Below are 24,843 nucleotides of genomic sequence, written 5' to 3'. Positions count from 1 at the left end.
ATACTTATCGACTTAGAAATGTTATTACGGTAGTTAAACTGAGGTGAAAAAATGGATGTAATCGAAATGGTCCGCGAGAGGATTCGGGATGAAAAAGATAAAAAAGAACGTGCTGTTGTTTTTTGGTACGATTCCACTGGACAAGAAACTGTAGAGGCCTTATCAAACGAATTAACACATGAAGAAGTAACAGTAAGAGAAATAACAGAAAATAATTTTTTTAAGTTAAAGATAGAAATCGAGATTGAGCATCCTACAAGGTCGTATTTATTGTATGCTCCTTTTTCTCGCCCAGCAGATGAAGAGAATTTTTTATTAGATATTCTTTTATACGGATCTGAATTTAAAGCGGATCAGATTGCTATATGGTCTGAACAATTTGGCGTAAAAGATGTTATTCTGCGTACAGTAGCGAATCGTTATCCGTCGTTTTTTAACAGTAAAGAACGGAGAGAAAAATTAAAGAGAGTAATCAATCCTTCACCTAAAGAGGAAGAAATTGAATTGGCGATACTTGCTGTACTAACAGGCGCTCCAACATCTAATATTTCTCATATTACAAAACATCTATTGCTTGATGGTCTGGAAGAAAATAATAATAGTAATTATAAAAAAATTAGCAAATTGTTCTCGATTGACCGCATGTGGGAATTGCTAGAACAGTATTTTGGGTTGCGTCTTTCAAATGAACAGCGTACATTGCGATATTTAATGGAACAACTTTTATTTGCTCATTTTTCTAGAGAGGCTACAGTTACGATTAAAGCATTGGATGAAAAATACTCAACGGTACGAGCAAACATTTGTGCTTTATTTATTGATGACTGGATACGTGGGAAGACCGAAGAAGTTAAAGTGTTAGAAGAATATATAAAGGTTATGGAAAGTGGCTTTCATTTACGCTCTCACTTACAGGATATATCTATTGAGCAATTTGAAAAAGTGACTACATTCCCACTCATTGATGCTTTACTTATTGAAAAAGTGACGGACGAACTACAGCATAAGACCATTGATTTAGAAGCTTGGAAAGAAAGAATTCCTAATCGAATAAGCACTCACTGGGGGAGTAAATCAGGACTAGCTGGTCTATATCGCACATTATTGGAGGCCGTGCGATTAACGGACTATAAATCCTATTTAACTCAGTATGATACGCGTGAAGAGCTGTATGGACAATATGCTGCAAGAATTCATTCCATTGATCGAGCTTATCGTCACTTTATGCAAGCTTATACGGAGCTTGATAAACGAGAGATGGTTGAACCAATAGCAGAAGTTCTTACCAACTGGTATGAAAACGTCTATTTACGAAAAATAGCCGAAGAAACAAATTATATCCTTGCAAATGAACAGCATTCTAAAATCCCTTTACAAAGTGGATTTTTCAAAAGAACAATACAACCAATTTTAGATAAGGAATCAACTAGAGTATTCGTCATTATTTCGGATGCACTACGCTATGAGGTTGGTTTTGAACTTTGTGAGCGTCTGAACCGCCGTATTAATGGAGAAGCAAGTATATCACCAATGCAAGCTAGTTTGCCAACGTATACACAGTTAGGAATGGCCTCTTTGCTGCCACATCGCAAGCTGACTTTAGGCGAAAACAAAATCATTTATGCAGATGGTGAACCAACTAATGGTACAGCAAATCGAACGAAAATTTTACAAAAAATAAATCAAGATGCAATTGCCTATCGATGGGATGAATTTGACAATTGGACCCAAACAGAGGCTGATTCAAAATTTAAGGGAAAACGGCTTGTGTATATTTATCATGATGTAATTGATGCTGTAGGGGATTCAAAGAAATCGGAGCGAGATACATATGCAGCAGCGGAAAAAGCAATAAATGATTTGGAACGAACGATAGATCGGCTATCAAGATTACAGGCTAAGAGAGTCTATATAACAGCCGATCATGGCTTTTTATATCAATATTCTAAAATAGAAGCTGACGTGAAAATTGAAGCAGTAAACGGTAAAATTATAGAAAGCAATCGACGGTTTGCTCTAGGACAAGGACTTTCCATTCCGGAGGGAGCTGTTAAGCTTGACGAGAACAAATCGGAATTAATAGAAACTGAAACTGTATTAGCTAAAGGCATTAACCGCTTTACTGGTGGTGGTGGATTACAATTCATTCATGGTGGTGCCATGCCACAAGAAATTATTATTCCGTTAATTGATTACCGACGTACGGATCGTGCCGAATTAGTAGGTGTAAGTGTTGCCATGTTAGATAAAGTGATTACAAATTTCCGTGTACCAGTCACGTTTTATCAAGAAGAAAGCATTTCAAGCGACTTTTTGCCTCGTAAAATAAAGGCTGCTTTTTATATTGAAAACGAACGTATTTCAAATGAAATCGAATTCACGTTTAACTTAACAGGTGAAAACCATCAACGTACAGAACAACTAACCTTTAATTTAGCAGAAGCGTATTACACTCTGGGACAAGTATGTACTTTAAAGGTGGAAACCGTTCAAGATAAGACATATGAATTTTATAAAGAAGAAACATTTACGATTCGAATGTATGATGCATTGTATTAATGATCTATACCTGCCTTGCAAAAAGAGCTTGGCAGGTTTTTCAGGAAGGAGGCTTTGATTTTGCTAAAGAGTGGAGAAATAATAAAAGGACCTTTTTGGCCAGAAATTGTTGAAATCAAAAATTGTGAACTAATTGATGATGGTCTCTATCAAGTTGAATCAATTGGTAGGAACACAAATAAATACTATGACCGCTATTTAGAGCAATATCAACTAGAACAGTTAGAGAAGATCCAGCAGGAGGATTCTTATTTTAATCCAGATCGCCTGCAACATTATCTTCAATATTATATTTTGAAAACAGAAGAGAAATATTCACAATCTAGAGCTAAAGGAAATAAGAAAATTATTCCTTTGCCACATCAGATAGAAGCAGTATATAGCCGAATGTTGCAATCTCCACAAGTTCGGTATTTGTTAGCGGATGATCCGGGTGCGGGTAAAACAATTATGTCTGGAATGCTAATACGTGAATTACTAGCTAGGCAGAGTGCAGAACGGATTCTTATTCTTGTCCCACCATTAGTATTAAAGCAATGGCAAGAAGAGCTAAAAGAGAAGTTTGGAGAAGATTTTACGATTGTGACTCGTTCTCTTTTAAACAATTCCAATGAAATTAATCCATTTGAAGCATACGATAAAGTGATCGCTTCAGTTTATTGGGCATCAAGAGAAGAAATAAAATCGCTGATATTGAAATCTCAATTTGATCTTGTCATCGTGGATGAGGCTCATAAAATGGCAGCTTATACTCATGGAGTAAAAAAGAAAAAAATTCAGCGCACAAAGATGTATCAATTAGGGGAAGCCCTATTACGACATACAGAGCATTGTCTGTTGCTGACGGCAACACCGCATAAGGGGGATAAGGAGAACTATCGCCATTTAATGAGTCTGGTTGATCATGACATCTTTTCTCGTCTAAATAGTGGGGAATCGATGTACGAGAAAAGTAACCCTTTTGTTATCCGTCGCTTAAAGGAATCAATGGTCAATTTCGATGGAACACCGCTCTTTCCTAAACGTACTACGAAAACCATTTCATTTGAATTGAGCGCTGAAGAGCAAGAACTATATGAAGAGGTTACTGAGTATGTTCGAGAGCATTTTAACCGCGCAAAACAGAATAATAAGCCCAATGTAGCTTTTGCTATGATGATTCTGCAACGTCGGTTAAGTTCTTCATTGGATGCCATTTACCTGTCACTAGTACGAAGAAAAGAGAAACTTGAGGCTGTTTTATATAATCAGCAACATATGCAGCAGGTAGATACTGAAGATTTCGAAGACCTCTCAGCAGATGAACAAGAAGAGTTGGAAATGCAGTTAGAAGGGGAAACGGAAACTCTTAATTTAGAAGAATTGCAGCTCGAAATTGACGTACTTGGTCGTTTAGTTGAAAAAGCGAATTGGATTCGTCAGCAAGATGTAGAACGAAAATATATTGAATTAGAGCAAACCCTTTTTGGAGGAAACGGACTATTAGCTAAAGGAGAAAAGATATTAATTTTTACCGAATCAAAAGACACTCTGTATTACTTAGAAAAGAAATTACTTACTCATGTACCAGAGGTAGCTAAAATAGTTGGGAATTTCTCGATGGATCAGCGGCGCATGGAGGTAGAAAAGTTTCGTAATGAACTGCAGATAATGTTAGCCACAGATGCAGGTGGAGAATCAATCAACTTGCAGTTTTGTAATCAAATGATTAATTACGATATTCCGTGGAACCCAAATCGGCTCGAACAACGAATGGGCCGTATTCATCGAATCGGGCAGAAGAATGAAGTATTTATCTTTAACTTAGTGGCATCGAATACACGTGAAGGAGATGTATTGGTCCGTTTGCTTGAGAAGATGGAACAGATGCGAAATGATTTAGGGCAAGAGCTAGTATATGACTTTATTGGCGATGTATTAAAGGAACAAGGTGTCGATCTCTCAGACTTAATGGAACAAGCGGTAAGCGGTAGGGAAAACTTAGATGAACTCATTGCACGTATGGAAAAAACGCTCTCAGAAGAACATAAAAGGTTATTAGATTTAGCAAAACAGGAGAGGATGGATGAGCAAAGTTTTGACTTACCGGGAATGCGGAGAGCATACCAAGAGCTTTCAATTAATAGTCTGCCAGCAAGGGTGTATGGTGAATTTGCAGTAGCTCAGTTTGAAGAAACTCGAATTCGTCTCCACCTTTCAACTGATGGGACATTAGGTAGAATTGATCGTTTTCCAAAAAATATCCGTGAATTAGCTAAAAAAAGACGAATCCCATTGAAGACCGATGAATCAATTCGCTTTGCATTAAAACCTCAAAAAGAAACCGAAGAAACGCCTTTATTACAAAACGACCATCCACTATATAAACTGGCGTTGGAATTAGGAGGAACTGAAATTCAGCAAGTTGCCATTCCTGTTTGCCATGTTGAAGCAAATGTAAGTGAACAGATTACTGTTGAATTAGATCAAGTTAGTATCGTAGATGGGACAGGAAGAGAATTAGAGCGTTCATTCATGCTTTTGGGAAAACGTGAATCAGGTGAATGGATTCAAATCGATCCATATTGCTTATTTACTAAGCCATTTGATGTGATAAACACGGATGGGGGAGAAGATCCTTCCTTCAAGAGAGAAGCTATTATGCAAGCACGTAGGTTGTTACAAGGGGTTCAAATGAAGCGGGATGATTATGTTAATAAGAAAAGTGTGTACCTACGAAAATCTTTTGATGAACAAATGATTACGCTCCAAAATCGTCTTTTACAGTATGAACAGAGCAATATTGACAATAAAAATAGTGCGTTAATTAACCTAACCTATTCTCAAATTGAAGACCTAGAAGAACGAAGTCGTGAGCGATTAGATGACATCGAGCGTGAGAGAAGCATCCAATTACAACCAATCAAACGAATTGCACAATTAATTTTGGAGCCAACAGAACAAACAGGCAGAGTGATACCAGATGATGTATTTCAAAAGGTAAAAGAATATGAATACCAGAATGGAAGACTCAATATCCAAAAGAGAAAAGCATTTGGTCTTGTTGATTTTACGAGTGAAGGTACAAAAGATGAAACACGTTTTATTATTGTAACGGATTCTTTGCCAGATCTTTTACGTAGCATTAACTATGATGATTATACTGGAATTGAACAATATGTTTATATATACGTAATAGAAAGCAATGATATAAGTGAAGAGGTTTCATTGGATAAAACATTGAGACTGCTATAATCTAATAGCCAAATCACCCAAGGTTATTCATTAACCATGGGTGATTTTTTTGTAACTTTAGTCAATGTGTAGTTAATAACGAAAAAGAAATGTGCAGTTCTGTTAAGATTTTTTAAAATTTATATTTATATCAATAGACCTGATTAAAGGGGGCTATGATCGGACGGTAATTGCGCTTTTTTCACCACTTACTTTTGGTTATAGTCGGGCTTTTTTCTTGTTCTTTCTAAAGGTGATAAGTGTTGATACTACTGGGATATAAAGATTTTGAACTATGCTCATGCAGCGGACGCCCCCAACGTGCGTAGTAAAATAGGCACGTTGGAATTATTGACATTGATAATTTGATAATTTAGCCAGAAAATATAATGAGATTTAAAATTTTATAACATTCATTCAAATTTGCGCATGATTTTAAGAAATGTTCTTGCGGTAGCATTTTTATTGATGGAGGAACAGATTATCAACGATTTGGCTTGGGATAAATCATAAGGAAGAAAAATTGAAACCAAATAATTTTATTGATTTTAGTTACTCAGTTTATGAATATGATTACAAAGTGTCGCAAAAAAGTTTTTTAAGAGAGTAATCTATTTTAGAAACTGACATTGGTTACTATTATAAGGGTCACTTAATCGTATCTATTGAAATTTACTTTAGCAAAACTGATATAACCTTAGTGGGATGAATAAATTTCATGGTTACCACTATTCGTCTCTAATAGTATGATACGCACCAAAAATATGTCGCTTTTATAGGTGAAAATAGTGTGGTATCTAATAATAGATACCATTAGATACGGCATTCGACTGTTAAATATTACATAGTGAGTATTCGTAACTGGAGAAAATCTATGTACAGACTTATATACTCGGTCTTTTAAATTTTCTTTGACTCTTTAACTTAAATTTCCTTAATTAAATTTCCCTTCTATTAACGCAAAAAACGTATCATATATTGCTTGTGAGATAAAATTACCTTCTTGAACTAGATTCACTAAATCGTTCAAAAATTCTTCCTCATTTTTTTCTAATTGAATAGATTGACTCAATACTGCCTTCTGAAACCATTCAATTAAACCTTCTTCAATGTGAAGAGGGGACTCCATTCGATTGATAACGAGATGTTGATAACGATTCACTGCCTTTTTTAATTTTTTTTGTTCCTCAACCTCGATAAATACTTGAGTATCGTAATATTCAGCCCAACCAATCTCTAGTAAATTAAATTCTGAAAAATACAAAGCCACAAATGAGTTAAGTTCTTTATCATCGACAATTGGTAACACATTGTTTTCAATTGTAAATGGATGAATATACTTGCGATAGAGTGTTCTTTTATCTAAAAATCCACACTTTTCTAATAGAACTAGATAGCTATGAATTATCGTAGCGACTTCTTTACTGTCCCTAGAATTGTACCGGATCTGATCTTTTATATCTTGAAATAAATACTTTGAATAGATTAATTGTTTTTTACTATAGTTGTGTCTAATTGCTTTATGGAATACGAGTAACTGCCATAAAGGATAAGGCGTATGTATATATTCATAATCTTCCATTTGAATGTTAAATATTCCCGGAAAACTTGTATCGGATAGATTGTATTCTTTCACTAAACGTTTAAAAAGAATTTGTTCTCTATGTGACATACGCTGCAACACCACTTGTATACTAAAGTTATTCAAATACCGTTTATATTTTTCAAATTTCTTTATCCGTTGTTGTTTTTGCTGTATTCTCTGTAATCTTAAATGATTTTCCTTTTTCCGTTGTTCCCAAATTTCTGCTGCTTTTTTCCTCCGGTTTGAAAAATATTCATGAAGCCTTGCGAGGGAGCTTTGATCTCCTAAGACATATTTACAAGGAGTTGGTACTTGAAAAATTTTCATTTCGTCTATAGAAATTTCTTGTGTTTTTACAACTGCTCTTGTTTCTGTCCAATAAGACAAACCGAAAAATTGACCAATTTGCTTTACCAGATTATTTTTCACATCAATAAAGTACACGTTACGTTCTTTTTCATTAACTGTTTGCTGCAAGTACTTTAATCGAAGAAGAAGCTCTCCTTCACCAATTTCATTACTATTTATCTCTTTGTAATAGTTAATAGTTCCAAAAAGCCATATATCTCTTATTCCAGCAATTCGGTATAGTTTACGTCGCTCTAGCCAAGTTTCTGCTGTTAGTTCGGCACACTGCACTTCAAATGCAAATCTTTTGCCATTGCCAAAATCCACATAGACATCAGCTATTTGATTCGTTTTTGTAATTCGGTATTCTAAAGCTATAAAGGTATTTGGATATTGTTTTCTCAACCAATTATAAATTGCTAATTTACCACCAAGATGTTCCTGTGTCTCAGGCTCCCCAACGAAACTACATTCAACATGAGGTTCGTGATAAAAGTGATGAATGCGTTTTGGTCCTCCGCGAAAGAAAACTTTCTTCTGACAGTTGGGACAATAGAGTATTTTTGCAGCTGACAAATATCGTAATGCATTCTTATCCTCATCAAATGCGAATTGCTTCTCCCCATTTTGGTCGACTGCTACAAACATTCTTTTCACCCCATTTAACTATGAAAAGTACCTATTTTATAGTTTAACAAAATACAACTCTTTTTGATTTCATCGGCCAATAAAATATTACACATATTCCCAATTGTATACTCTTAGTATAATAAAAATTGCTACGATTGAACATGAAATAGGATAAAAAAGTATTGTAAAGTAATTAAATGGTTATTCGGTTAAAGGGCCATATTTGGATTAACCCTTATATTACGTAGTTGTCTCATAATGCGTAATAAACAACCTCTATTTTTAAGTTTTTTTGTGAAGAATTTCACTTAAATAAACGGGTAGAAGTTAAATAAGCCAAGCTATAAAGGGCATAGAATATAAAGGGTTTATGCCCTTATTAATTGAATTTTTGATTGTGTATAACAAAAAACACAAAAGGCAACGTTCAATATGATTTTCATTAAATGCCAGCATAGTCTATCCTAGAGCCGCTATCTTGGTGTTTTGTTGTGGTGGAAACCCTTGAATAATCTGATATAAGTTATATTATTCATTCTTTTATATTCAAATCTACTTGTGGTGGGTTAGGATATAATTCATTAACTAGTAGTACTAGAGCTTCATTCAATTCATATCGTGCAATTTTCCCTTTGTACTCTAAACCACGGATGTAGTCAATAGCACTATCAAGGTTGTCCAAGACGTGATTCTCTTGATTTGGTAATATAGATGTAAGTTGAAGATCATGTAGCCTATCAAAAAAATTATGAAAGCCCTCTGCTGAAAGAAACTTGTTAAATGATTCTCTCATATCTTTCCTCATGTAAGTTGCTTCATTTTCAGGTTGTGTGATTTCTCTTATGGCTTTTATCGCTTCGCCATTCAAACCCATATAAGAACAGGCCTTCTCCACTGAAAATGAAATCTCATCAGTTTCACCAGTGAGATAGCCAACATCTACACTAAAGAAATCTGCAATTAGAAGCATAGTATCGTATTTTGGAAAGCCGACTTCTCCATTTTTAATTTTGGCTCCTGTATTCATCCATCTACTAACATCTTTTTGGCCATAACTAGTTCCATATTTATTGTTTAAGGCTTCAGCAAAGGATGCTTGAGTATATCTTGCTGCATCCATACACTTTTTTAATCTGATTTTCCAGTACGTTGCCTTTTCTTTTAATAAGTCATTCATGATATATAATACCTCCATTTGGGTGAATTATATACCCTGCGTAAGTCTTGTACAACCTAAAAGTACGAGCTATTATTATGTTAGAAAAGTCAAAGTAACAGTAGAAAAACGAGTAAAGAAACTTTTTCTTGCAAAGGTATTAAAGAGCTTACATGCATCTCGTTTTATTGAGTTTCAAAAAGATTCATGCGAAATAACAGCTCTGGGAATAAAAGAAGTTGAAAGATTGATTAATGAGATTGAAAACATAACACTAGGATACTAGCCTGATTTTATGCAAAAAAACTCTGAAAAGAGTCTCCGAACATTGGGAGGTTCTTTAATTTGCATTGTTTTTAGTAGCCCAGCACCAATCAAGTCTTAATGACTATGTCTCTTAATGTCGAATGAGTTGCATTAATACAAAACAACTATCCCAATTTAATGAGATAGTTGCTTAAGATTTTGGATATTCATTAGGAATGGTATTTTTATTTTTGAAATCTATTGGTCCATAACGCTCCCGTGTAATGGGTTCAATAATTGTTCTTCCAAAAAAACGCAATAGGTGGAAATCCTTTAGATTATTCGTTACAAGATCGATTTTTTCATTGATTGCTGTTACTGCTATAAAGGAATCAGCTAATCCTGGAAGTGCTGGAGTTTGGGGTTTTTTCCATCCGTTATGATATTTTCTGATCTTTCTACCTTGTCTTCTATATAGATGTGCTCTTTTAAAATCACTCAATTCAACTTCAATTGGTTGAAAAGCTGCGATTAGTTTCCTTGCAGCTACGACTTCATGTTTTTTCATCTCTACAAATTGACTCAAAATTTCATATTTGACGGTTTCAGGAATGAAAAATGTATCATTTTTAGCAAGGGAGCTTTCAATGAACGATTCGACTTCAGGCTGTCTATCTACATATAACCGAATAACATTTGTATCAATTAAGTATCTTGCCACTTTATTCTTCTGCCTCTGCTTTTCTGGCTTTTTCCTCTTCTTTTAAACCGTCAATAAAAGCTTTGCTTTTGCTTAAAACATCCTGTGCTTCTTTTATACTCGTAAATCGAGTTTCTTTGTCTTCTAACCACTTTAAAATGATTGGGTTGGATAACTCACTCTCTGGGATAATCCATTGATTTCTCTTCCCTCTTTTTGCTTTAATCTCGCCAGATTCGCACTTTTTACGAATTGTTTGCGCAGATACACCACAGTAATCAGCTAATTCAAACGTATCGAGGACCTTTTCTTCACTTGGGATAATTGCTATATTATCTCTTTTCTGAACGATTTGTTTAACCAGCGTTGCGAACCCTTTTGCATTTTGATTCGCATAAGCTAAATCACTATCGATATTTGTTGTTTTTAAGACCTTTTCAGCTACCAATAAATTTTCAATGGCTGTAATATACATTTCCATTGGAGGAGACAATTGTAAATTTCGCTTCATTTTTTCCAATTCTTCTGTTTGAATTTCGTACATAATTATTCTCACCTCTTCACCCCCTAGTATACCCTATGTTTCGCGAAATTAAAATATGCGAAACTTACGAAATGTTTTTGTAGATCCCACTAGTGGCTAATTGAATAAAAAAGAAAAACATCCTAAAACCGATAGAATGTTTTGAAATTGAAATTTACAACTACCAAATGTTGTTTCACGAGAGGAATGGCTTGTTCGCTCGCTGCGGACAATATTGGTCATCATCTCGCCCACCTGCATGCACGCAACACGTCACTGGCACTGATATCTCGTGCTCCACTTCCCAAGCTCCAAAGCTAAAAGGAACGAATGGGGTGGAACATTCCTTGGTACTCGTCCTTCGATAGCGACTTTAACTATGACTTTCATGCAACGCTCGACGAATCCGTCGTTCCGATTGAATACAACTACATGACACAAAAAATAAAAAACCCTAGAACCATTGATAAATCAACGTTTCTAGGGTTTTCGTTATCGCTCTTTAAGAAGCGATTTTATTAACGAGAGTAGAACTCAACGATAAACGCTTCGTTAACTTCTGCAGGAAGCTCAGAACGTTCTGGAAGGCGAGTGAATGTACCTTCTAGTTTGTCTGCATCAAATGTTAAATAGTCAGGTACGAAGTTGTTTACTTCGATTGCTTCTTTGATGATGTCAAGGTTGCGTGATTTTTCACGAACACCGATTGTTTGACCAGGTGCTACGCGGTATGAAGGAATATCTACACGCTTGCCATCAACAAGGATGTGACCATGGTTAACTAGCTGACGAGCTTGACGACGAGTACGAGCTAAGCCAAGACGGTAAACAAGGTTGTCAAGGCGAGATTCAAGAAGAATCATGAAGTTTTCACCGTGTACGCCAGCCATTTTGCCAGCTTTGTCGAATAGGTTACGGAATTGGCGCTCATTTACACCATACATATGACGAAGCTTTTGCTTCTCTTGTAATTGTAAACCGTATTCTGATAATTTCTTGCGTTGGTTTGGACCATGTTGTCCAGGAGCGTAAGGACGCTTCTCTAATTCTTTACCTGTACCGCTTAGGGAAATACCTAGACGGCGAGATAATTTCCAGCTTGGACCTGTATAACGAGCCATTGATTGACTCCTCCTTGTGTTTTTATTTTGGTAAAATAAAAACAGACGACAACAGCGATTATGCACATTTTGTTTTCATGTATCTTCGCCCTGCAGCAGCGGGTTACGCAATACCCCGTCAGAGAGGAAAGACTCTCTTGAGGAACAAAATGAAGACATAAAGGTGTTCTCATAGGCTGCGATATTTTACACAAAGAATATTATAACTACAATTCTTGTTAAAAGTCAAGGGTGGATTCAAAAATATTAGTGAAGTCTATTTGGAACATATGATATAATTAAAAAATGAAGTATGAAAAATGAGTGGTTATGTATGGAAACCAAAAGAGAAAAGAGGCTGCGATATTTCTTAGTCGCGGTGTTTGTTAGTATTACGATAGGAGCCCTTTTTTATAAATATAATGGAATCGATCAAGCAAAACGAGATGATCCTGTACCTTTAGTGATCGTGATAGAAGGAAGCTTGGAAAAGGATAACCCGGTTGTGATCATGTACGATTTTCGGGAGCCAAAACATATTCTAGCACAATATGAGATTGAAAGGAATCATGATTATCGATTCAAGACACTTCATGCCGTGGAAATTAAGCAGGCAGTCACCGATTTGGAAAAGGATCGGGACGAAGGGGTCTGGGTAAAAATATCAGGCAAATGGCATTATTTTGATCAAGATTTACAGCCGAAGAAGAGAAGCCTTGAATATAAAAGTTCAACAAAGCCAATTCCCTATACCGAGGTACAGACTGAGGATGGAAAATGGATAGTTCTAGGGGATGGGGAAAGGGTGAAGGTAGAAGTCAATGAAATCGTTCGACAAGTTTTACCTTTATCTATCGATCAGAGACTATGGTTGATTTTGACGAATCATGGAGTGAAGATTTCGACAATTGATACGAAATAGACAAAAGTTTAACAAGAATATCCAAATAATTACTTTATAATAATATTTGTTGATCCGTTGGTAAAGACGTGATGTAGGTGATGGTAGGAATGAAAGTGCTAGAAAAACAATTAATCATAAATCTAAAAAGCCGTTTTTTTGATTTAATAGATACGGATAGTGGCTTGTTAAGCTATGAACAGTTTCTTCAGGAAATGCTTTTTATCGTGAAGGGCTTTATTCGAGCTGATGAAGTTACATTATTTAACTGCAATGAATGGAAGCATGAATGGTTTGTGGAGGCCTCCACAAACGAAAAATTGAAATTTGATATTGAAATTAGTCCTATTTTATGCGAAGAAATTAGAAGTATTTTTTCAAAAGTATGTGTTTTACACAAGCCCATTTCTTTAGCGGGGTTAGAGAATTATGATTTAGTCTTACAATTAAGAAGGGGAGAACAATTCCATGGATATCTTGCCATTAAAGGGATAACGGATTGTCCTTGTCCCGATGATTTAATTGTGGAGGTTGCGAAGGAGTGCTCCAATTTTCTTCATAAAGCACAGGTGATATGTAATGTTGTTTTTGAGGAAAAGAGGTACAAGCAGCTATTCCGAGTCACCGAAAAGTTTCACTCCTCCATGGACATGGATGCGGTTTTAGGAGAGATTATTTACACGTTAAAGGAAGTATATCCATCCTTTACCTATTATTTGATGCTTTCTCAGGATAATAATAGCCATGGTGACCTCCCTATCAAGGACTTGGAGTATGATAGCGAGAACATTACGGCGATGCAGGCGTACGTAACAGGAACGATTCAGCTTGAGGATTCCCTTTTAGAGAAGCGTTCAATTCTATATGCACCGCTTAAGGGCAAGCAAGGGGTCTATGGAGTACTTCAGGTCATTGCTCCTAATACGATGACCTTTCCAAAAAATGAAGTAGAGTTTATCACTCTTCTGGCCAATACAGCTGGCTCCGCTTTGGAAAATGCTCAATTATACCAACAATCGAGAAGATTGATTACAGATCTGCAATTGATTAATGAAACCTCTCATCGTTTAAACTCCAATCTAAGGCTGACTGAATCGATCAATTTTATGGCTGGACAAATTAAGGAGTCCTTTGGTGCAGAGGAAATCGGGTTTGTTCTCGTATCTGAAGACTTTGAACAATTAAAGGTGATAAAAGGAAGTACGGAATTCTTTTTTGCCGATGAATCTGAGCATTATCTTCATTTTATTGTAGAGAGAATAAAGCGAGAACGGGATTCGATCTTTATCGGAGACTTAACGATTGATTGTGAACCAATAAGGTTCCGTTCCTTGATGGCTGTGCCAATGGTTCAAACAGGTCTAATTATTGGCTTTGTGGTCGTGTTGCATCATAATCCATATCGGTTTACCTTTGAGACGTTCAAGCTCTTGCAGGCTCTTATTCATCACTCGACATTAGCCTTTACGAACTCGATGCTAAGGGAAGAATTGGAGAGATTGGTGATCACGGATCAGCTAACGAAATTACATTCCCGTAATTATTTAAATGAAAAAATCCATCAATCGATGAAAGAGGACGCCTATGGCGCCTATATTTTAATTGATATTGATGATTTCAAGAAAATCAATGATACGTATGGACACCAGGTTGGAGATGAAGTTCTGGTTCAGGTAGCTTCCATTCTGATGGATAACATTCGCGATACGGATGTGGCCGCCCGCTGGGGAGGAGAGGAACTGGCCATTTATTTGCCAAAAATCCAATCCGATGTAGCTTTGATTATTGCAGAAAGATTAGTGAAAAAAGTTAGAGAGCAAACCAATCCAAGTGTAACGATTTCCTGTGGTGTTTCTTTTTGGCGCAAGGAATATTCAAACGATACCTTCACCAAACTGTTCAAACGAGCTGATAATGCTCTCTATATTGCAAAAGAAACAGGAAAAAATAAAGTCGTCGTTCAAGAGAATATAGATATTAATGAATAAGCACTCGCTTCGGCAGGGTGCTTATTTATTTTTTCCTTTCCATTTGTAAGTATTTATCATATGCTAAATATGAAAATGGATGTAAGCGATTTCACACAGGAGGTTATCATGGGGAAAAATAAAAGCTACCAATTCGAAACAGAAGTTATTCACAAAGGCTATGATTCTAATCAATTTCAAGACAGCTTAAATCCACCTATTTTCCAAACTTCGACCTTTACCTTTGCAACTGCAGAACGTGGAGAAAAGAGATTTTCCGGGGAGGAGGAAGGATTTATTTATTCCCGCCTCGGAAATCCCACTGTGAAGGTGCTAGAGGAAAGGATGGCTGCATTGGAGGATGGGGAAGCTGCATTGGCATTTGGTTCTGGCATGGCTGCGGTATCTGCCGTCTTGGTATCCTTAACAAAAACGGGTGATCATATCGTATGCTCACAAGGGATATATGGTTGCACATTTGGCTTATTACAAATGATGAAAGAAAAATATGGGATTACACATGATTTTTCTCCTATGTCTACAAGGGATGAGATTGAAAAAGCGATTCGACCTGAAACCGTTTGTATTTATGTAGAAACACCGATTAATCCCACGATGAAATTGGTCGATTTGGAGTTAGTTTGCAGTGTCGCAAAGGAAAAGGGGATACAGGTGGTCGTCGATAATACGTTTTGCTCCCCGTATCTACAGAAGCCCATCCCCATTGGAGCAGATATTGTCATTCATAGTGCAACGAAATATATAGGCGGGCATGGAGATGTCATTGCGGGCATTATCGTAGGAAAGCGAGCATTTATAGATGAAGTGCGAATGACGACGCAAAAGGATATAGGCGGTATTATTTCTCCTTTCGATGCATGGCTATTATTACGGGGATTAAAGACTCTTGCAGTAAGGCTTGATCGTCATTGTTCCAATGCTTCGAAACTAGCCGAGTTTTTATCTGAGCATCCAAAGATAGAAAAAATTTATTATCCCGGTGACCCGAATCATGAAGACTATCCGATTATGGAAAAACAAATGACTCAACCTGGTGGACTGATATCTTTTACGATTAAAGGAAGTAAGGAAGATGCCCAACGATTTATGAATCGCTTGGAATTGATTAAAATTGCGGTGAGTCTTGGAGACGCTGAAACACTAATCCAGCACCCAGCAACCATGACCCATGCCGTCGTTCCAGAAAATGAAAGAAAGAAAATGGGGATTGAGGATCATTTATTAAGGCTCTCGGTTGGTCTTGAAGCATGGGAGGACATCAGGGATGACTTGGCATCAGCCTTGAATGGAATTTGATCAAGAACCAGCAAAAGGGGGAGCACCGTGCTCCCCCTTTTAGAGTTATAAAAACTTCACTAGTATCCGTACGAATTCCTCAAGATTCTCTTGGTCAATCTCATCAAAGCGGTTCTTTTCAGGTGAATCGATATCCAAGACACCTAAAACTTGGCCATCCTTTATAATCGGCACGACGATTTCTGATTGGGAAGCAGCATCACAAGCGATGTGTCCAGGGAATTGGTGGACATCTGCAACAAGAACAGACTTTCTCTCTTTCGCACTTGTCCCGCACACGCCTCTGCCAAAAGGAATTCTTACACAGGCTGGCAAGCCTTGAAATGGACCGAGCACGAGTTCATCTCCTTCTGTCAAATAAAAACCCACCCAATTCACTCGATCAAAGAATTGATTTAACAGAGCAGAGGCATTACTTAGATTAGCGATTTGGTTTCTTTCTCCTTCTAGAAGAGAAACGAGCTGCTTGCGGAGAAGATTATATTGAGCCTGACGATTTCCGTCATAGTTTTCGACTTTAAACACCCTAAATCACCTTACTTTTCTAAGATTATCATTTTATTGTATCAAAAATCGTTGAAAAATAGGATACTTTGTCAAGTTTTTTATAGAGGAAAAGATGAAGAAGCCAAGAATTTTAATATTAAGGAAGGGAATTATCGGTTATTAGGGATGAGGGAGTAAATAAGTAAATGAAAGAAGGTGCAGTGATGGTTAAAAATACGAAAGAAGCGATCATGGATGCAGCCATTTCACTATTCAATACAAATGGCTTTGCGGGGACATCGATAAGAGATGTCGCCAAGAAAGCGAATACGAATGTTTCTAATATCTCTTATTACTTTGGAAGCAAGCACGGCCTTCTTGAAACTTGTTTTACAACTTATTTTGAGGAATACCTGAAGCAAATTGAAATAGGGTATAATGAATCCAAAGAAAGTGCCCTTCATCGCTTAAAGCAAATAACGGAAAATATCCTACAATTCCAGTCTCGAAATATTCAATTAACAAGGCTAGTCTTAAGGGAAATATCGTTAGACTCCCAAATGGTTAGGGAGATTATGTCTACGTATTTGGTGAAAGAAAGATATTATTTTAAAAAGGTGATGGAGGAGGGAATCCTCACGAAAGAATTCCACTCATTTTCCGTCAATTATTTGATTATCCAATATAAGAGTTTGCTGACAATGCCATTCTTAAATCCCTTTTATCTAACTGAAGTATTGCAGGTTTTTCCGAATGAATCCTATTTCGTAAAGAGATATTACAAGGAGTTATGCTTCTGGATGGAGGGGGTACTTTGTAACAAGAGGAGCGAGTTGCTCCCAATGGTTATTACGTAAATAAACCAAACGGCCAATTTCCCGTTTGGTTTATTTGATTAGCAGCGCGTCATGACCCTGCTTTAGTTCCTTTACTTGGTGGGCATCAGACCCATAGACAAGAGGGATTTGTAGATTACTCGCTTCTTCCGCAACCCATTTTGGCGGATAGGTTTCTCTGCATAAGGGCTTTGCGGTTCCGGCCCCATTATAGTCCATCTCATACCCTTGGTTTTTAATCGCCTGTAGCACGGTCATAATTACATTTCGAAAATCGGATTGGACAGGAAACCTTTTTTGAAACTTCCTTACTAAAGTTATATGGCCAATTCGCTTTGGTTTATAAGGACCTAAATCAGTCTGGATCGATTTAAGTAAGGTCCGATAATAATTCTGATATATGTCTTCAACGGTTCCGTACTTTTTAACCATTTGCTCGAAGGCTTCAGGGCTGTAATCAAGACAATCATAGGAATGCCCATGCTTTAAAAAATGTACCGAGAGAATGGCGTCATCTAATCTGCTTCCATATTGATTAAGGAAGGATGTGATCTCTTCCTCAAACCCTTCTATATAATCAACCTCAAATCCACAATTAATGACCAATCGATCACTAAATCTATCTTTCAGTTGATCAATCTTAGCGAAATACTCCTCTAGCTGCTCTAATTTCATCCCGGAGTCCTTTTTCGGAGTGGTGTCCTCAAATCCCTTGGGAAGGGGGGCATGCTCAGTAAAGGAGATTTCTCTGAAGCCTAGCTCAATCGCTCTTTCTATGTATTCCTCAAACCCGTCTTTTGTCCCATGAGGACAAAATGGAGTATGAATATGGCCGTCCTTCAGCATCTTAATGACCTCCTAAATCATCTAAAAATATGAACTAAGACCCCATTTTTCGAGATAATGGACGAACAATCTTTCGAAAACGCCCATTTCCTACAAAAAATTTGAAATTAATAGTCAAAAATTGTCGTTTACATGTTATCATAGTAACATTGAAATGAACACTTGAAAACGTTGGTGGCCTAGCAAACGGAGCTTGACAGGAGGCTTTAAAATGGAGTTTATAATCGCTGCCCTTATTTTAATTTTAATTTTATATATAACTGGTTATTTTTTCAAAAAGAAGTATTATAAGGATATTGATCGGCTTGAAGCCTGGAAAATAGAAGTTATGAATCGTCCTGTTTTGGAAGAACTGGCGAAGGTCAAAAAGCTCAATATGACAGGACAAACGGAAGAGCTTTTCGAAAAATGGAGAAAAGACTGGGACGAGATTGTCACCACAGGGCTTCCTGATGTGGAGGAGTTTCTTTTTGATGCGGAAGAGTGTATTGATAAATACCGATTCAAAAAGGCGAAACAAATACAAGTAGCCATAGAAAAGCATCTAAAAGAGACAGATGAAACGATTCAAGCTTTAATCAATGAAATAAAAGATTTGGTAGGTAGTGAAGAAACTAGTAAGGTTGAAATTGAGGAATTAAAAGAAAGCTACCGAGTGATTAAGAAAAACCTCCTAGCTCATCGACATAACTACGGGTCTGCTGTGACCAGCTTGGAAGCAGAGCTTGATGATATTATGAGGACGTTTCAGCAATTCGATGAATTCATGAGTAATGGAGATTATCTGTACGCAAAAGAAACCGTTTTGTCGATAAGAGAAAAGCTTGACGTCATTCAGATAAAAATGGAATTGGTTCCTAATCTACTTATAGAAATTCAATCACATATCCCTTCCCAGCTCGCTGAGTTAAAAGACGGCTTTCGAGAAATGACCCAGCAGGGATACATACTTGAGCATGTCCAGTTGGACAAAGAAGTGGAAAGAATTGAAAATCTGCTTCAGAATTGTAAGCAGTTGTTAGAGCAGTCTGACACGGAAGCAGTCGAAACGGGAATTGAAGAGATAAAGGAAGGCATTGAGCTTCTTTATGATATGCTAGAAGCAGAGGTCCTTGCCAAACAATTTATTGATGAGCATGAAGAGAGAACGAAGGAAATGCTACATACGGCACAGACTGCAAATGGCGATCTCAAAGTTGAGATGGATGCAGTTAAACAAAGCTACCATCTTTCAGAAAGCAAATTAGACGAACAATTGCAGCTAGAAAAGCAGTTGAACCAACTTCTCAAACGATACGAGCTATTGGAGCTTAAAATTCAAGAGGATGAAACAGCTTTTTCTCTTTTAAAAGAAGAATTAATGGAGATTAAGACAGAGCTTGAAGCGATGAATACGGAGCTGTTAGCCTTCTCAGAGGATCTAAAAATGTTAAGAAAAGATGAGCTCGCTGCCCGTGAGAAAATACAGGAGCTTACAAGAAAAATGGCTGAATCGATTAAGCTCGTTTCAAAGAACAATATTCCTGGCATCCCTGAGGACCTTATCACTTTGATGGAGGATTCAAAAGAAAGCATTCAGGATGTAAAGGAGAAGCTCGAGGAAAAACCACTGGATATTCCTTCAGTCCAAAGGGTTCTTGAAGTGGCTGTGTTAAATGTGGAGAAAACACATGAAACAACGAATGAGCTAGTTGAAACGGCAAAGCTAGTTGAAAAGGTCATTCAATACGGAAATCGTTACCGAAGCCGATTTCCTTCTGTTGATAAAGGCTTGAAGGAAGCAGAATCATCCTTCCGTGGCTTTGATTATCAGTCAGCTTTGGAGCAAGCGGCGGCTTCTATCGAGGAAGTAGAGCCAGGGGCATTAAAAAGAATTGAGGCCCTCTTAGACGAACAGGTCTTGTGACAGGGATTCATCATTGAATAGGGAACGGAATAAGAAACGGTTCGCGATCGCAAGCGAGCCGTTTTATTTATTTTCAAATAAAACAATGTATCTAACAAATAAGGTTTTTTCTGTAATAAATAGCTAATTATTTGAAGTGACAAATTGCCACTTCCTATTCTAGGTTGTTGAAATGTGTCGTAATCTCAATAATCCTTAGAATCCAGGGAGTGGCAATTTCTTTGCTTATAAAGCCCTCTATCAAGGTCTTTCATAACCTATTTCTTATAACAGTTTTGACAATACGCCTCGAATAGGGGGAGGGACTTTTACTGAGAATATCTCATGTTTGAACATCAACTTTAACAAAAGGATCGTGCTCACTTAGTACATCAATAATGTAGTCTGAAGAGATATATAAATGATGTTCAGCCATGGGCTGTAGTTGAACTCTAGCGGGAAAAATATTATCATACCAAGACAAAAAGCTGGAATTTAAAACCTTGTAAAAAGTAGGTTCGTAGGTAAGTTTATCCAAACCATCTTCTTCTCTTTGTTTTCCTACTCTGGAAATAAGGTTTTCAATATCAGGTCTTGCTGTCTCATCAAACAACCGGAAAGTAATAACTGCGTTAGGCCTAGATTCTGGTTGTTTATATGTAAAGATATATTTCTTAGTGTGATTCGCATCTTCAAAAACAAGGGTAAAATCTTTTTGATAGTGCATTTCAACAAAGAGTAACTCATTATTAAATCTGCTAAATTGATTATCCGCCTCATGGATAGGTTCCCAAACTAATAGCTTCTCACTTTCCATAAAACAACCTCCTAAAATCAATCCCCAAGAAATCTCACCTTATCTTTTAGAAAAGATATAGTAGGTCTTTGTGCACCAGCAGTCGTACTAGAGCTGGTATATAAAGTAACATTCCCAGCTGGTGTCTTCTTTACATGAGTTATATTGTTTCCACTTACATAAGATGTGACTTCCCCTCCTCCACCGAGCTTACCGAACTCCGCTTGTGCAGCAGTTCTATTTCCCTTATTGGTAAATTGTCTAATACCCCCAGAACTGGTATGAGTATAAGTTGAACGTCCAAGAAAAGTCGTCCAATCATTTAACATATTATGCTTGTCTGTAGCGAATGTGCTAAAATTATTATCAACATTTGCGGAAATATTACTTTCATTTTCAAGACTATCCACAAGTTCTTGATATTCTTCATTGGAAAGAGTAATTACTTTGTCGGAAATTATAAGATTTTCAGTGTTTTCTAATGAATTTGCAAACGTTGTGTTCATTGGAATTAAAGTGAATACTAATGCAAAAGTTAACATAAGAATAGTGATTTTTAAGTTTTTTTGAAATAAAGCTTTCATTTTATCAGTCCTCTTCAATTAAATACGATTGAAAAATAACTCTTTTTTTCTTAAGAATGATTTGAAACTTGGTCAACCAACCGAACTTAAATAAATGCTAAGAGATCAACATTTAGCAAGATTATTTTGTCTTCATTTCCGTATCTCCCCCTTTCTGCTCTTGAATAATATAACAAGATAGGGAATTTTATGTTTTCTCCGTATAGCTTGAAATTTTCTATGTTTTGTTGGGTATTCTACTCTATTCTTGAATTTTCTTAAACTAATATAATTATAGTTATATAATTAAAAAAAGTCCCTTTTAGAGTAACGGGTTCTCTTTTGAGATGGAAATAGTTAAGTGTGTCAGCTAGTTCTAAATATTCTTCTAAACCAGCTTGTGAAAATTGTCTTGTTTCTTTTGTTCCGAATTCACGTTAACTTCAATTGTGTATATCCCTTCATTTACACTTTCTAATTCGACTCTCATCCTTCATCTTTTCCTTCATTCTTAAGTGATTTTCAGTGATCAAAAAGTGGCCGATGATTGACGTTTGGTTAGTTTTTATAAAAGCTAATGGCTTTCTATGACAGTTTGAACTATAATAAATACCGTTAAATCAACGTTTTTAAGGTGAGTGAATGTAATTGACATCTAATTTTATTTATTTCGATAATAGTGCCACAACGAAACCATACAAAGAAGTAGTGGATTCCTTTGTAAAAGTCTCAACGGATTATTTTGGAAATCCATCATCATTGCATCGGATTGGAGGGGAAGCAGAGAAGCTACTCTCGAAAGGTAGGAAGCAAATAGCAGAACAGCTCGCGGTCAAGCCATCAGAGATTATTTTCACCTCGGGTGGAACTGAAAGCAATAATCTTGCGGTAAAAGGTGCTGCGCTTATGCACCGAAATAGGGGCAATCATATTATTACCTCCGCTGTTGAGCATGCCTCGATTAAGGAACCATATAAGCAATTACAGGAGCTTGGATTTGAAGTGACTATTCTCCCCGTTGACGATGAGGGAAGAGTGAGCGTTCGAGAACTGGCAAATGCTATTTCCGATCAAACAATTCTCGTATCTGTGATGCATGTGAACAATGAAGTAGGGACAATACAGCCGATTGAACAAATAGGGGCTCTTCTGACAAGCTATCCCAAAGTTCTTTTTCATGTCGATCATATTCAAGGGGTCGGCAAGGTGCCTTTGAATCTGCAAAAGAGTCATGTCGATTTATGCTCGTTTTCCGGTCATAAATTTCATGGCTTAAAGGGAACAGGGCTTCTATACGTACGCGAGGGTGTGACGCTCTCCCCTCTATTAACGGGAGGGAGTCAGGAAAGAAAATACCGCAGTGGTACAGAAAATGTGGCAGGAGCAGTTGCTTTAGCAAAGGCTCTTCGGCTGACACTTGAAAATATGGATGAGCAGGTTCCACGAATCCTTAAACTAAAGGAAACAATTATCAGGGGGATTCAGGATATCGAAGAGATTGTTGTTCATACACCTGCAGTTAACTCCGCTCCCCATATTATTAACTTCTCAGTAAAAGGATTTAAGGCAGAAGTCTTCGTTCATGCACTAGAGGAAAAAGACATCTACGTCTCGACGACGAGTGCCTGCTCCTCAAAAAAGAAAGCAGGAAGCAGCACATTAACTGCAATGGGGGTACCGGAGGAAATCGCGGGAAGTGCCATTCGAATTAGTCTTTCCCATGAGAATACAATAGAGGAAGCGAATTTTGTAGTAGATGCGATCAAGGAAACAGTAAACAAATTAAGAGAGGTAATGAAATAAGGATGAACTATGATCGAATTTTGATACGATACGGTGAAATTTCGACAAAGGGTCGAAATCGCAATAAATTTGTAACAAAGCTACAACGAAGCATTCAGCGAGCCATTAAAGACTTTCCTAATGCCAAGGTTCAAGGCGGGCGGGAAAGGATGTATATTGTCTTAAATGGAGAGAATGGGGAAGAAATCATCGAGCGGATAAGAGGAATATTCGGGATTCAATCCTTCAGTCCAGCTGTAAAAACGAGTAGAGAGCTAGAGGAAATGAAGGAAGCAGCTCTTAAACTATTTGAACAGGTATATGAAGAAGGGAAAAGCTTCAAAATCTCCACTAGAAGGTCGGATAAGACATTTGCCTATGATACGAATGAAATTAATCAAATTTTTGGTGCCCATTTATTAAAAAATATTCCTAATCTTAAGGTGGATGTCAAAAACCCTGATATTGATCTGCATATTGAGGTTCGTGCTGAAGCGACTTACTTATCCTGTGAGAATATTCAAGGTGCTGGTGGATTGCCGAGCGGTTCTAGCGGGAAGGCGATGCTGATGCTTTCTGGTGGAATAGACAGCCCAGTTGCAGGCTATCTTTCCATGAAGCGGGGCTTAGAGCTTGAAGCAGTCCATTTTTATAGCCCTCCTTTCACAAGTGAACGTTCCAAGCAAAAGGTAATCGACCTTGCAGAAAAGCTCGCCATGGCCAACGGAGGCTATTTTACGCTCCATATCGTTCCTTTTACTGCGACACAGCAGGCCATACAGCAACAGATTCCACAGAATTATTCCATGACTGCGACCAGAAGATTAATGCTGCGAATTACTGATGCTCTACGAGAGAAGCACAATGCATTAGCTATTGTAACGGGTGAGAGTCTTGGACAGGTTGCGAGTCAAACCCTTGAAAGCATGTTTGCGATTAATGATGTGACGAGTACACCGATCCTGCGTCCATTAGTAATGATGGATAAGACGGATATTATTAAGCTTGCCATGGACATAGACACGCATGATATTTCCATTCAACCCTACGAGGACTGCTGTACGGTTTTTGTTCCATCTTCACCGAAAACGAAGCCGAAGAAGGAAAAGGTTGAATTTTATGAGAGTTTTATCGATTTTGACCCGCTCATAGCTGAAGCGGTTAACGGAACGGAAACGATTCAGATTAGACCTATAGATCAAACTCAAAAAGATGAGATTGAAGAGTTGTTCTAAAAATTATTTAGCCTTATACGTGTACGTGAACGGGTTTTATGCGGTACGAAACTAGCGAGAACGTACATGTATAAGGCGGTAATTGATCAAAGACTATTTGCCCAAAATTTACAAGATTGGCAAGTCTTGATTGAAACAATTTACCAATGTTTTTTTTGAATGAACACCA

General features: G+C 37.2%; 18 protein-coding genes and 2 pseudogenes. 11 read left to right on the top strand and 9 right to left on the bottom strand.

Features of this window, described 5'->3' with window-relative positions:
• Nucleotides 1-51 precede the first annotated feature (51 nt).
• The 3 genes and pseudogenes from pglZ to J2S07_RS22030 form a co-directional block, all read left to right on the top strand.
• Nucleotides 52-2,559 carry a BREX-1 system phosphatase PglZ type A gene (gene pglZ / locus J2S07_RS13975; RefSeq protein ID WP_307151029.1) on the top strand — a complete coding sequence of 836 codons (2,508 nt, stop codon included), beginning with the start codon at nucleotides 52-54 and terminating at the stop codon, nucleotides 2,557-2,559.
• A 60-nt stretch (nucleotides 2,560-2,619) separates the two neighbouring features.
• The gene (locus tag J2S07_RS13970) at nucleotides 2,620-5,793 is read left to right on the top strand and encodes a DEAD/DEAH box helicase (protein WP_307151028.1); all 3,174 of its coding nucleotides are present in this window, start codon (nucleotides 2,620-2,622) and stop codon (nucleotides 5,791-5,793) included.
• Between the two features lie 431 nt (nucleotides 5,794-6,224).
• Nucleotides 6,225-6,278 (top strand): annotated as a pseudogene (locus J2S07_RS22030) (hypothetical protein); the annotation flags it as partial.
• Nucleotides 6,279-6,706: 428 nt separating this feature from the next.
• Here J2S07_RS22030 and J2S07_RS13965 read toward each other — a convergent pair.
• From J2S07_RS13965 to J2S07_RS13950, 4 genes are all read right to left on the bottom strand, one after another.
• On the bottom strand, nucleotides 6,707-8,353 hold the full coding sequence (locus J2S07_RS13965; protein ID WP_307151027.1) for a competence protein CoiA: 1,647 nt from the start codon (nucleotides 8,351-8,353) through the stop codon (nucleotides 6,707-6,709).
• Nucleotides 8,354-8,867: 514 nt separating this feature from the next.
• Complete coding sequence (locus J2S07_RS13960) at nucleotides 8,868-9,512, bottom strand: helix-turn-helix domain-containing protein (RefSeq protein WP_307151026.1); 645 nt, start codon at nucleotides 9,510-9,512, stop codon at nucleotides 8,868-8,870.
• Nucleotides 9,513-9,948: 436 nt separating this feature from the next.
• On the bottom strand, nucleotides 9,949-10,458 hold the full coding sequence (locus J2S07_RS13955; protein WP_307151025.1) for a type II toxin-antitoxin system VapC family toxin: 510 nt from the start codon (nucleotides 10,456-10,458) through the stop codon (nucleotides 9,949-9,951).
• A gap of 1 nt (nucleotide 10,459) precedes the next feature.
• Nucleotides 10,460-10,981 (bottom strand): helix-turn-helix domain-containing protein, encoded by a 522-nt coding sequence (locus J2S07_RS13950; RefSeq protein ID WP_307151024.1) that lies wholly within the window; start codon nucleotides 10,979-10,981, stop codon nucleotides 10,460-10,462.
• Between the two features lie 186 nt (nucleotides 10,982-11,167).
• Between J2S07_RS13950 and J2S07_RS13945 the strand changes: the two are divergent.
• Nucleotides 11,168-11,482, top strand: a pseudogene (locus J2S07_RS13945) (DUF899 family protein).
• Here the strand turns inward: J2S07_RS13945 and rpsD are convergent.
• On the bottom strand, nucleotides 11,479-12,081 hold the full coding sequence (gene rpsD / locus J2S07_RS13940) for a 30S ribosomal protein S4 (RefSeq protein ID WP_307151023.1): 603 nt from the start codon (nucleotides 12,079-12,081) through the stop codon (nucleotides 11,479-11,481). The pseudogene J2S07_RS13945 and the gene rpsD sit on opposite strands and share 4 nt — an antisense overlap.
• Nucleotides 12,082-12,394: 313 nt before the next feature.
• Here rpsD and J2S07_RS13935 point away from each other — a divergent pair, with 313 nt between their 5' ends.
• From J2S07_RS13935 to megL, 3 genes are all read left to right on the top strand, one after another.
• The gene (locus J2S07_RS13935; protein ID WP_307151022.1) at nucleotides 12,395-12,982 is read left to right on the top strand and encodes a hypothetical protein; all 588 of its coding nucleotides are present in this window, start codon (nucleotides 12,395-12,397) and stop codon (nucleotides 12,980-12,982) included.
• An 89-nt stretch (nucleotides 12,983-13,071) separates the two neighbouring features.
• On the top strand, nucleotides 13,072-14,949 hold the full coding sequence (locus J2S07_RS13930; RefSeq protein ID WP_307151021.1) for a sensor domain-containing diguanylate cyclase: 1,878 nt from the start codon (nucleotides 13,072-13,074) through the stop codon (nucleotides 14,947-14,949).
• A 108-nt stretch (nucleotides 14,950-15,057) separates the two neighbouring features.
• Nucleotides 15,058-16,245, top strand: a complete 1,188-nt coding sequence (gene megL, locus J2S07_RS13925; RefSeq protein WP_307151020.1) for a methionine gamma-lyase — start codon at nucleotides 15,058-15,060, stop codon at nucleotides 16,243-16,245.
• 45 nt (nucleotides 16,246-16,290) lie between these two features.
• On the opposite strand, the gene msrC is transcribed toward megL, so the two are convergent.
• Nucleotides 16,291-16,770 (bottom strand): free L-methionine (R)-S-oxide reductase MsrC, encoded by a 480-nt coding sequence (gene msrC / locus J2S07_RS13920; RefSeq protein WP_307151019.1) that lies wholly within the window; start codon nucleotides 16,768-16,770, stop codon nucleotides 16,291-16,293.
• Nucleotides 16,771-16,937: 167 nt separating this feature from the next.
• Here msrC and refZ point away from each other — a divergent pair, with 167 nt between their 5' ends.
• Nucleotides 16,938-17,588, top strand: a complete 651-nt coding sequence (gene refZ / locus J2S07_RS13915) for a forespore capture DNA-binding protein RefZ (protein WP_307151018.1) — start codon at nucleotides 16,938-16,940, stop codon at nucleotides 17,586-17,588.
• A gap of 30 nt (nucleotides 17,589-17,618) precedes the next feature.
• Here refZ and hisJ read toward each other — a convergent pair whose 3' ends face one another.
• Nucleotides 17,619-18,413, bottom strand: a complete 795-nt coding sequence (gene hisJ / locus J2S07_RS13910) for a histidinol-phosphatase HisJ (protein WP_307151017.1) — start codon at nucleotides 18,411-18,413, stop codon at nucleotides 17,619-17,621.
• A 211-nt stretch (nucleotides 18,414-18,624) separates the two neighbouring features.
• Between hisJ and ezrA the strand changes: the two genes are divergently transcribed.
• A complete protein-coding gene (ezrA, locus tag J2S07_RS13905) occupies nucleotides 18,625-20,319 on the top strand; it encodes a septation ring formation regulator EzrA (RefSeq protein WP_307151016.1) in 1,695 nt (564 codons plus the stop codon).
• 322 nt (nucleotides 20,320-20,641) lie between these two features.
• Here the strand turns inward: ezrA and J2S07_RS13900 are convergent, their stop codons facing one another.
• Nucleotides 20,642-21,115, bottom strand: coding sequence for a hypothetical protein (locus tag J2S07_RS13900; protein WP_307151015.1), 474 nt, complete (start codon nucleotides 21,113-21,115; stop codon nucleotides 20,642-20,644).
• Between the two features lie 17 nt (nucleotides 21,116-21,132).
• Nucleotides 21,133-21,678, bottom strand: a complete 546-nt coding sequence (locus J2S07_RS13895) for a hypothetical protein (protein ID WP_307151014.1) — start codon at nucleotides 21,676-21,678, stop codon at nucleotides 21,133-21,135.
• A 627-nt stretch (nucleotides 21,679-22,305) separates the two neighbouring features.
• Here J2S07_RS13895 and J2S07_RS13890 point away from each other — a divergent pair.
• Nucleotides 22,306-23,460 carry a cysteine desulfurase family protein gene (locus J2S07_RS13890; protein ID WP_307151013.1) on the top strand — a complete coding sequence of 385 codons (1,155 nt, stop codon included), beginning with the start codon at nucleotides 22,306-22,308 and terminating at the stop codon, nucleotides 23,458-23,460.
• A gap of 2 nt (nucleotides 23,461-23,462) precedes the next feature.
• Nucleotides 23,463-24,674, top strand: a complete 1,212-nt coding sequence (thiI, locus tag J2S07_RS13885) for a tRNA uracil 4-sulfurtransferase ThiI (protein ID WP_307151012.1) — start codon at nucleotides 23,463-23,465, stop codon at nucleotides 24,672-24,674.
• Nucleotides 24,675-24,843 lie beyond the last annotated feature (169 nt).

The organism is Anoxybacillus andreesenii (assembly GCF_030813005.1).
GTDB lineage: Bacteria > Bacillota > Bacilli > Bacillales > Cytobacillaceae > Robertmurraya > Robertmurraya andreesenii.
Note: the sequence above shows the minus strand (reverse complement) of the source record. Positions and strands in the feature narration are given on the sequence as shown.

What these genes read in the sequence shown, in the direction of transcription:
- pglZ (WP_307151029.1), top strand. Translation starts at nt 52, where the DNA reads ATGGATGTAATCGAAATGGTCCGCGAGAGGATTCGGGATGAAAAAGAT.
- J2S07_RS13965 (WP_307151027.1), bottom strand. Translation starts at nt 8,353, where the DNA reads ATGTTTGTAGCAGTCGACCAAAATGGGGAGAAGCAATTCGCATTTGAT.
- J2S07_RS13960 (WP_307151026.1), bottom strand. Translation starts at nt 9,512, where the DNA reads ATGAATGACTTATTAAAAGAAAAGGCAACGTACTGGAAAATCAGATTA.
- J2S07_RS13950 (WP_307151024.1), bottom strand. Translation starts at nt 10,981, where the DNA reads ATGTACGAAATTCAAACAGAAGAATTGGAAAAAATGAAGCGAAATTTA.
- rpsD (WP_307151023.1), bottom strand. Translation starts at nt 12,081, where the DNA reads ATGGCTCGTTATACAGGTCCAAGCTGGAAATTATCTCGCCGTCTAGGT.
- J2S07_RS13935 (WP_307151022.1), top strand. Translation starts at nt 12,395, where the DNA reads ATGGAAACCAAAAGAGAAAAGAGGCTGCGATATTTCTTAGTCGCGGTG.
- J2S07_RS13930 (WP_307151021.1), top strand. Translation starts at nt 13,072, where the DNA reads ATGAAAGTGCTAGAAAAACAATTAATCATAAATCTAAAAAGCCGTTTT.
- megL (WP_307151020.1), top strand. Translation starts at nt 15,058, where the DNA reads ATGGGGAAAAATAAAAGCTACCAATTCGAAACAGAAGTTATTCACAAA.
- refZ (WP_307151018.1), top strand. Translation starts at nt 16,938, where the DNA reads ATGAAAGAAGGTGCAGTGATGGTTAAAAATACGAAAGAAGCGATCATG.
- hisJ (WP_307151017.1), bottom strand. Translation starts at nt 18,413, where the DNA reads ATGCTGAAGGACGGCCATATTCATACTCCATTTTGTCCTCATGGGACA.
- ezrA (WP_307151016.1), top strand. Translation starts at nt 18,625, where the DNA reads ATGGAGTTTATAATCGCTGCCCTTATTTTAATTTTAATTTTATATATA.
- J2S07_RS13900 (WP_307151015.1), bottom strand. Translation starts at nt 21,115, where the DNA reads ATGGAAAGTGAGAAGCTATTAGTTTGGGAACCTATCCATGAGGCGGAT.
- J2S07_RS13895 (WP_307151014.1), bottom strand. Translation starts at nt 21,678, where the DNA reads ATGAAAGCTTTATTTCAAAAAAACTTAAAAATCACTATTCTTATGTTA.
- thiI (WP_307151012.1), top strand. Translation starts at nt 23,463, where the DNA reads ATGAACTATGATCGAATTTTGATACGATACGGTGAAATTTCGACAAAG.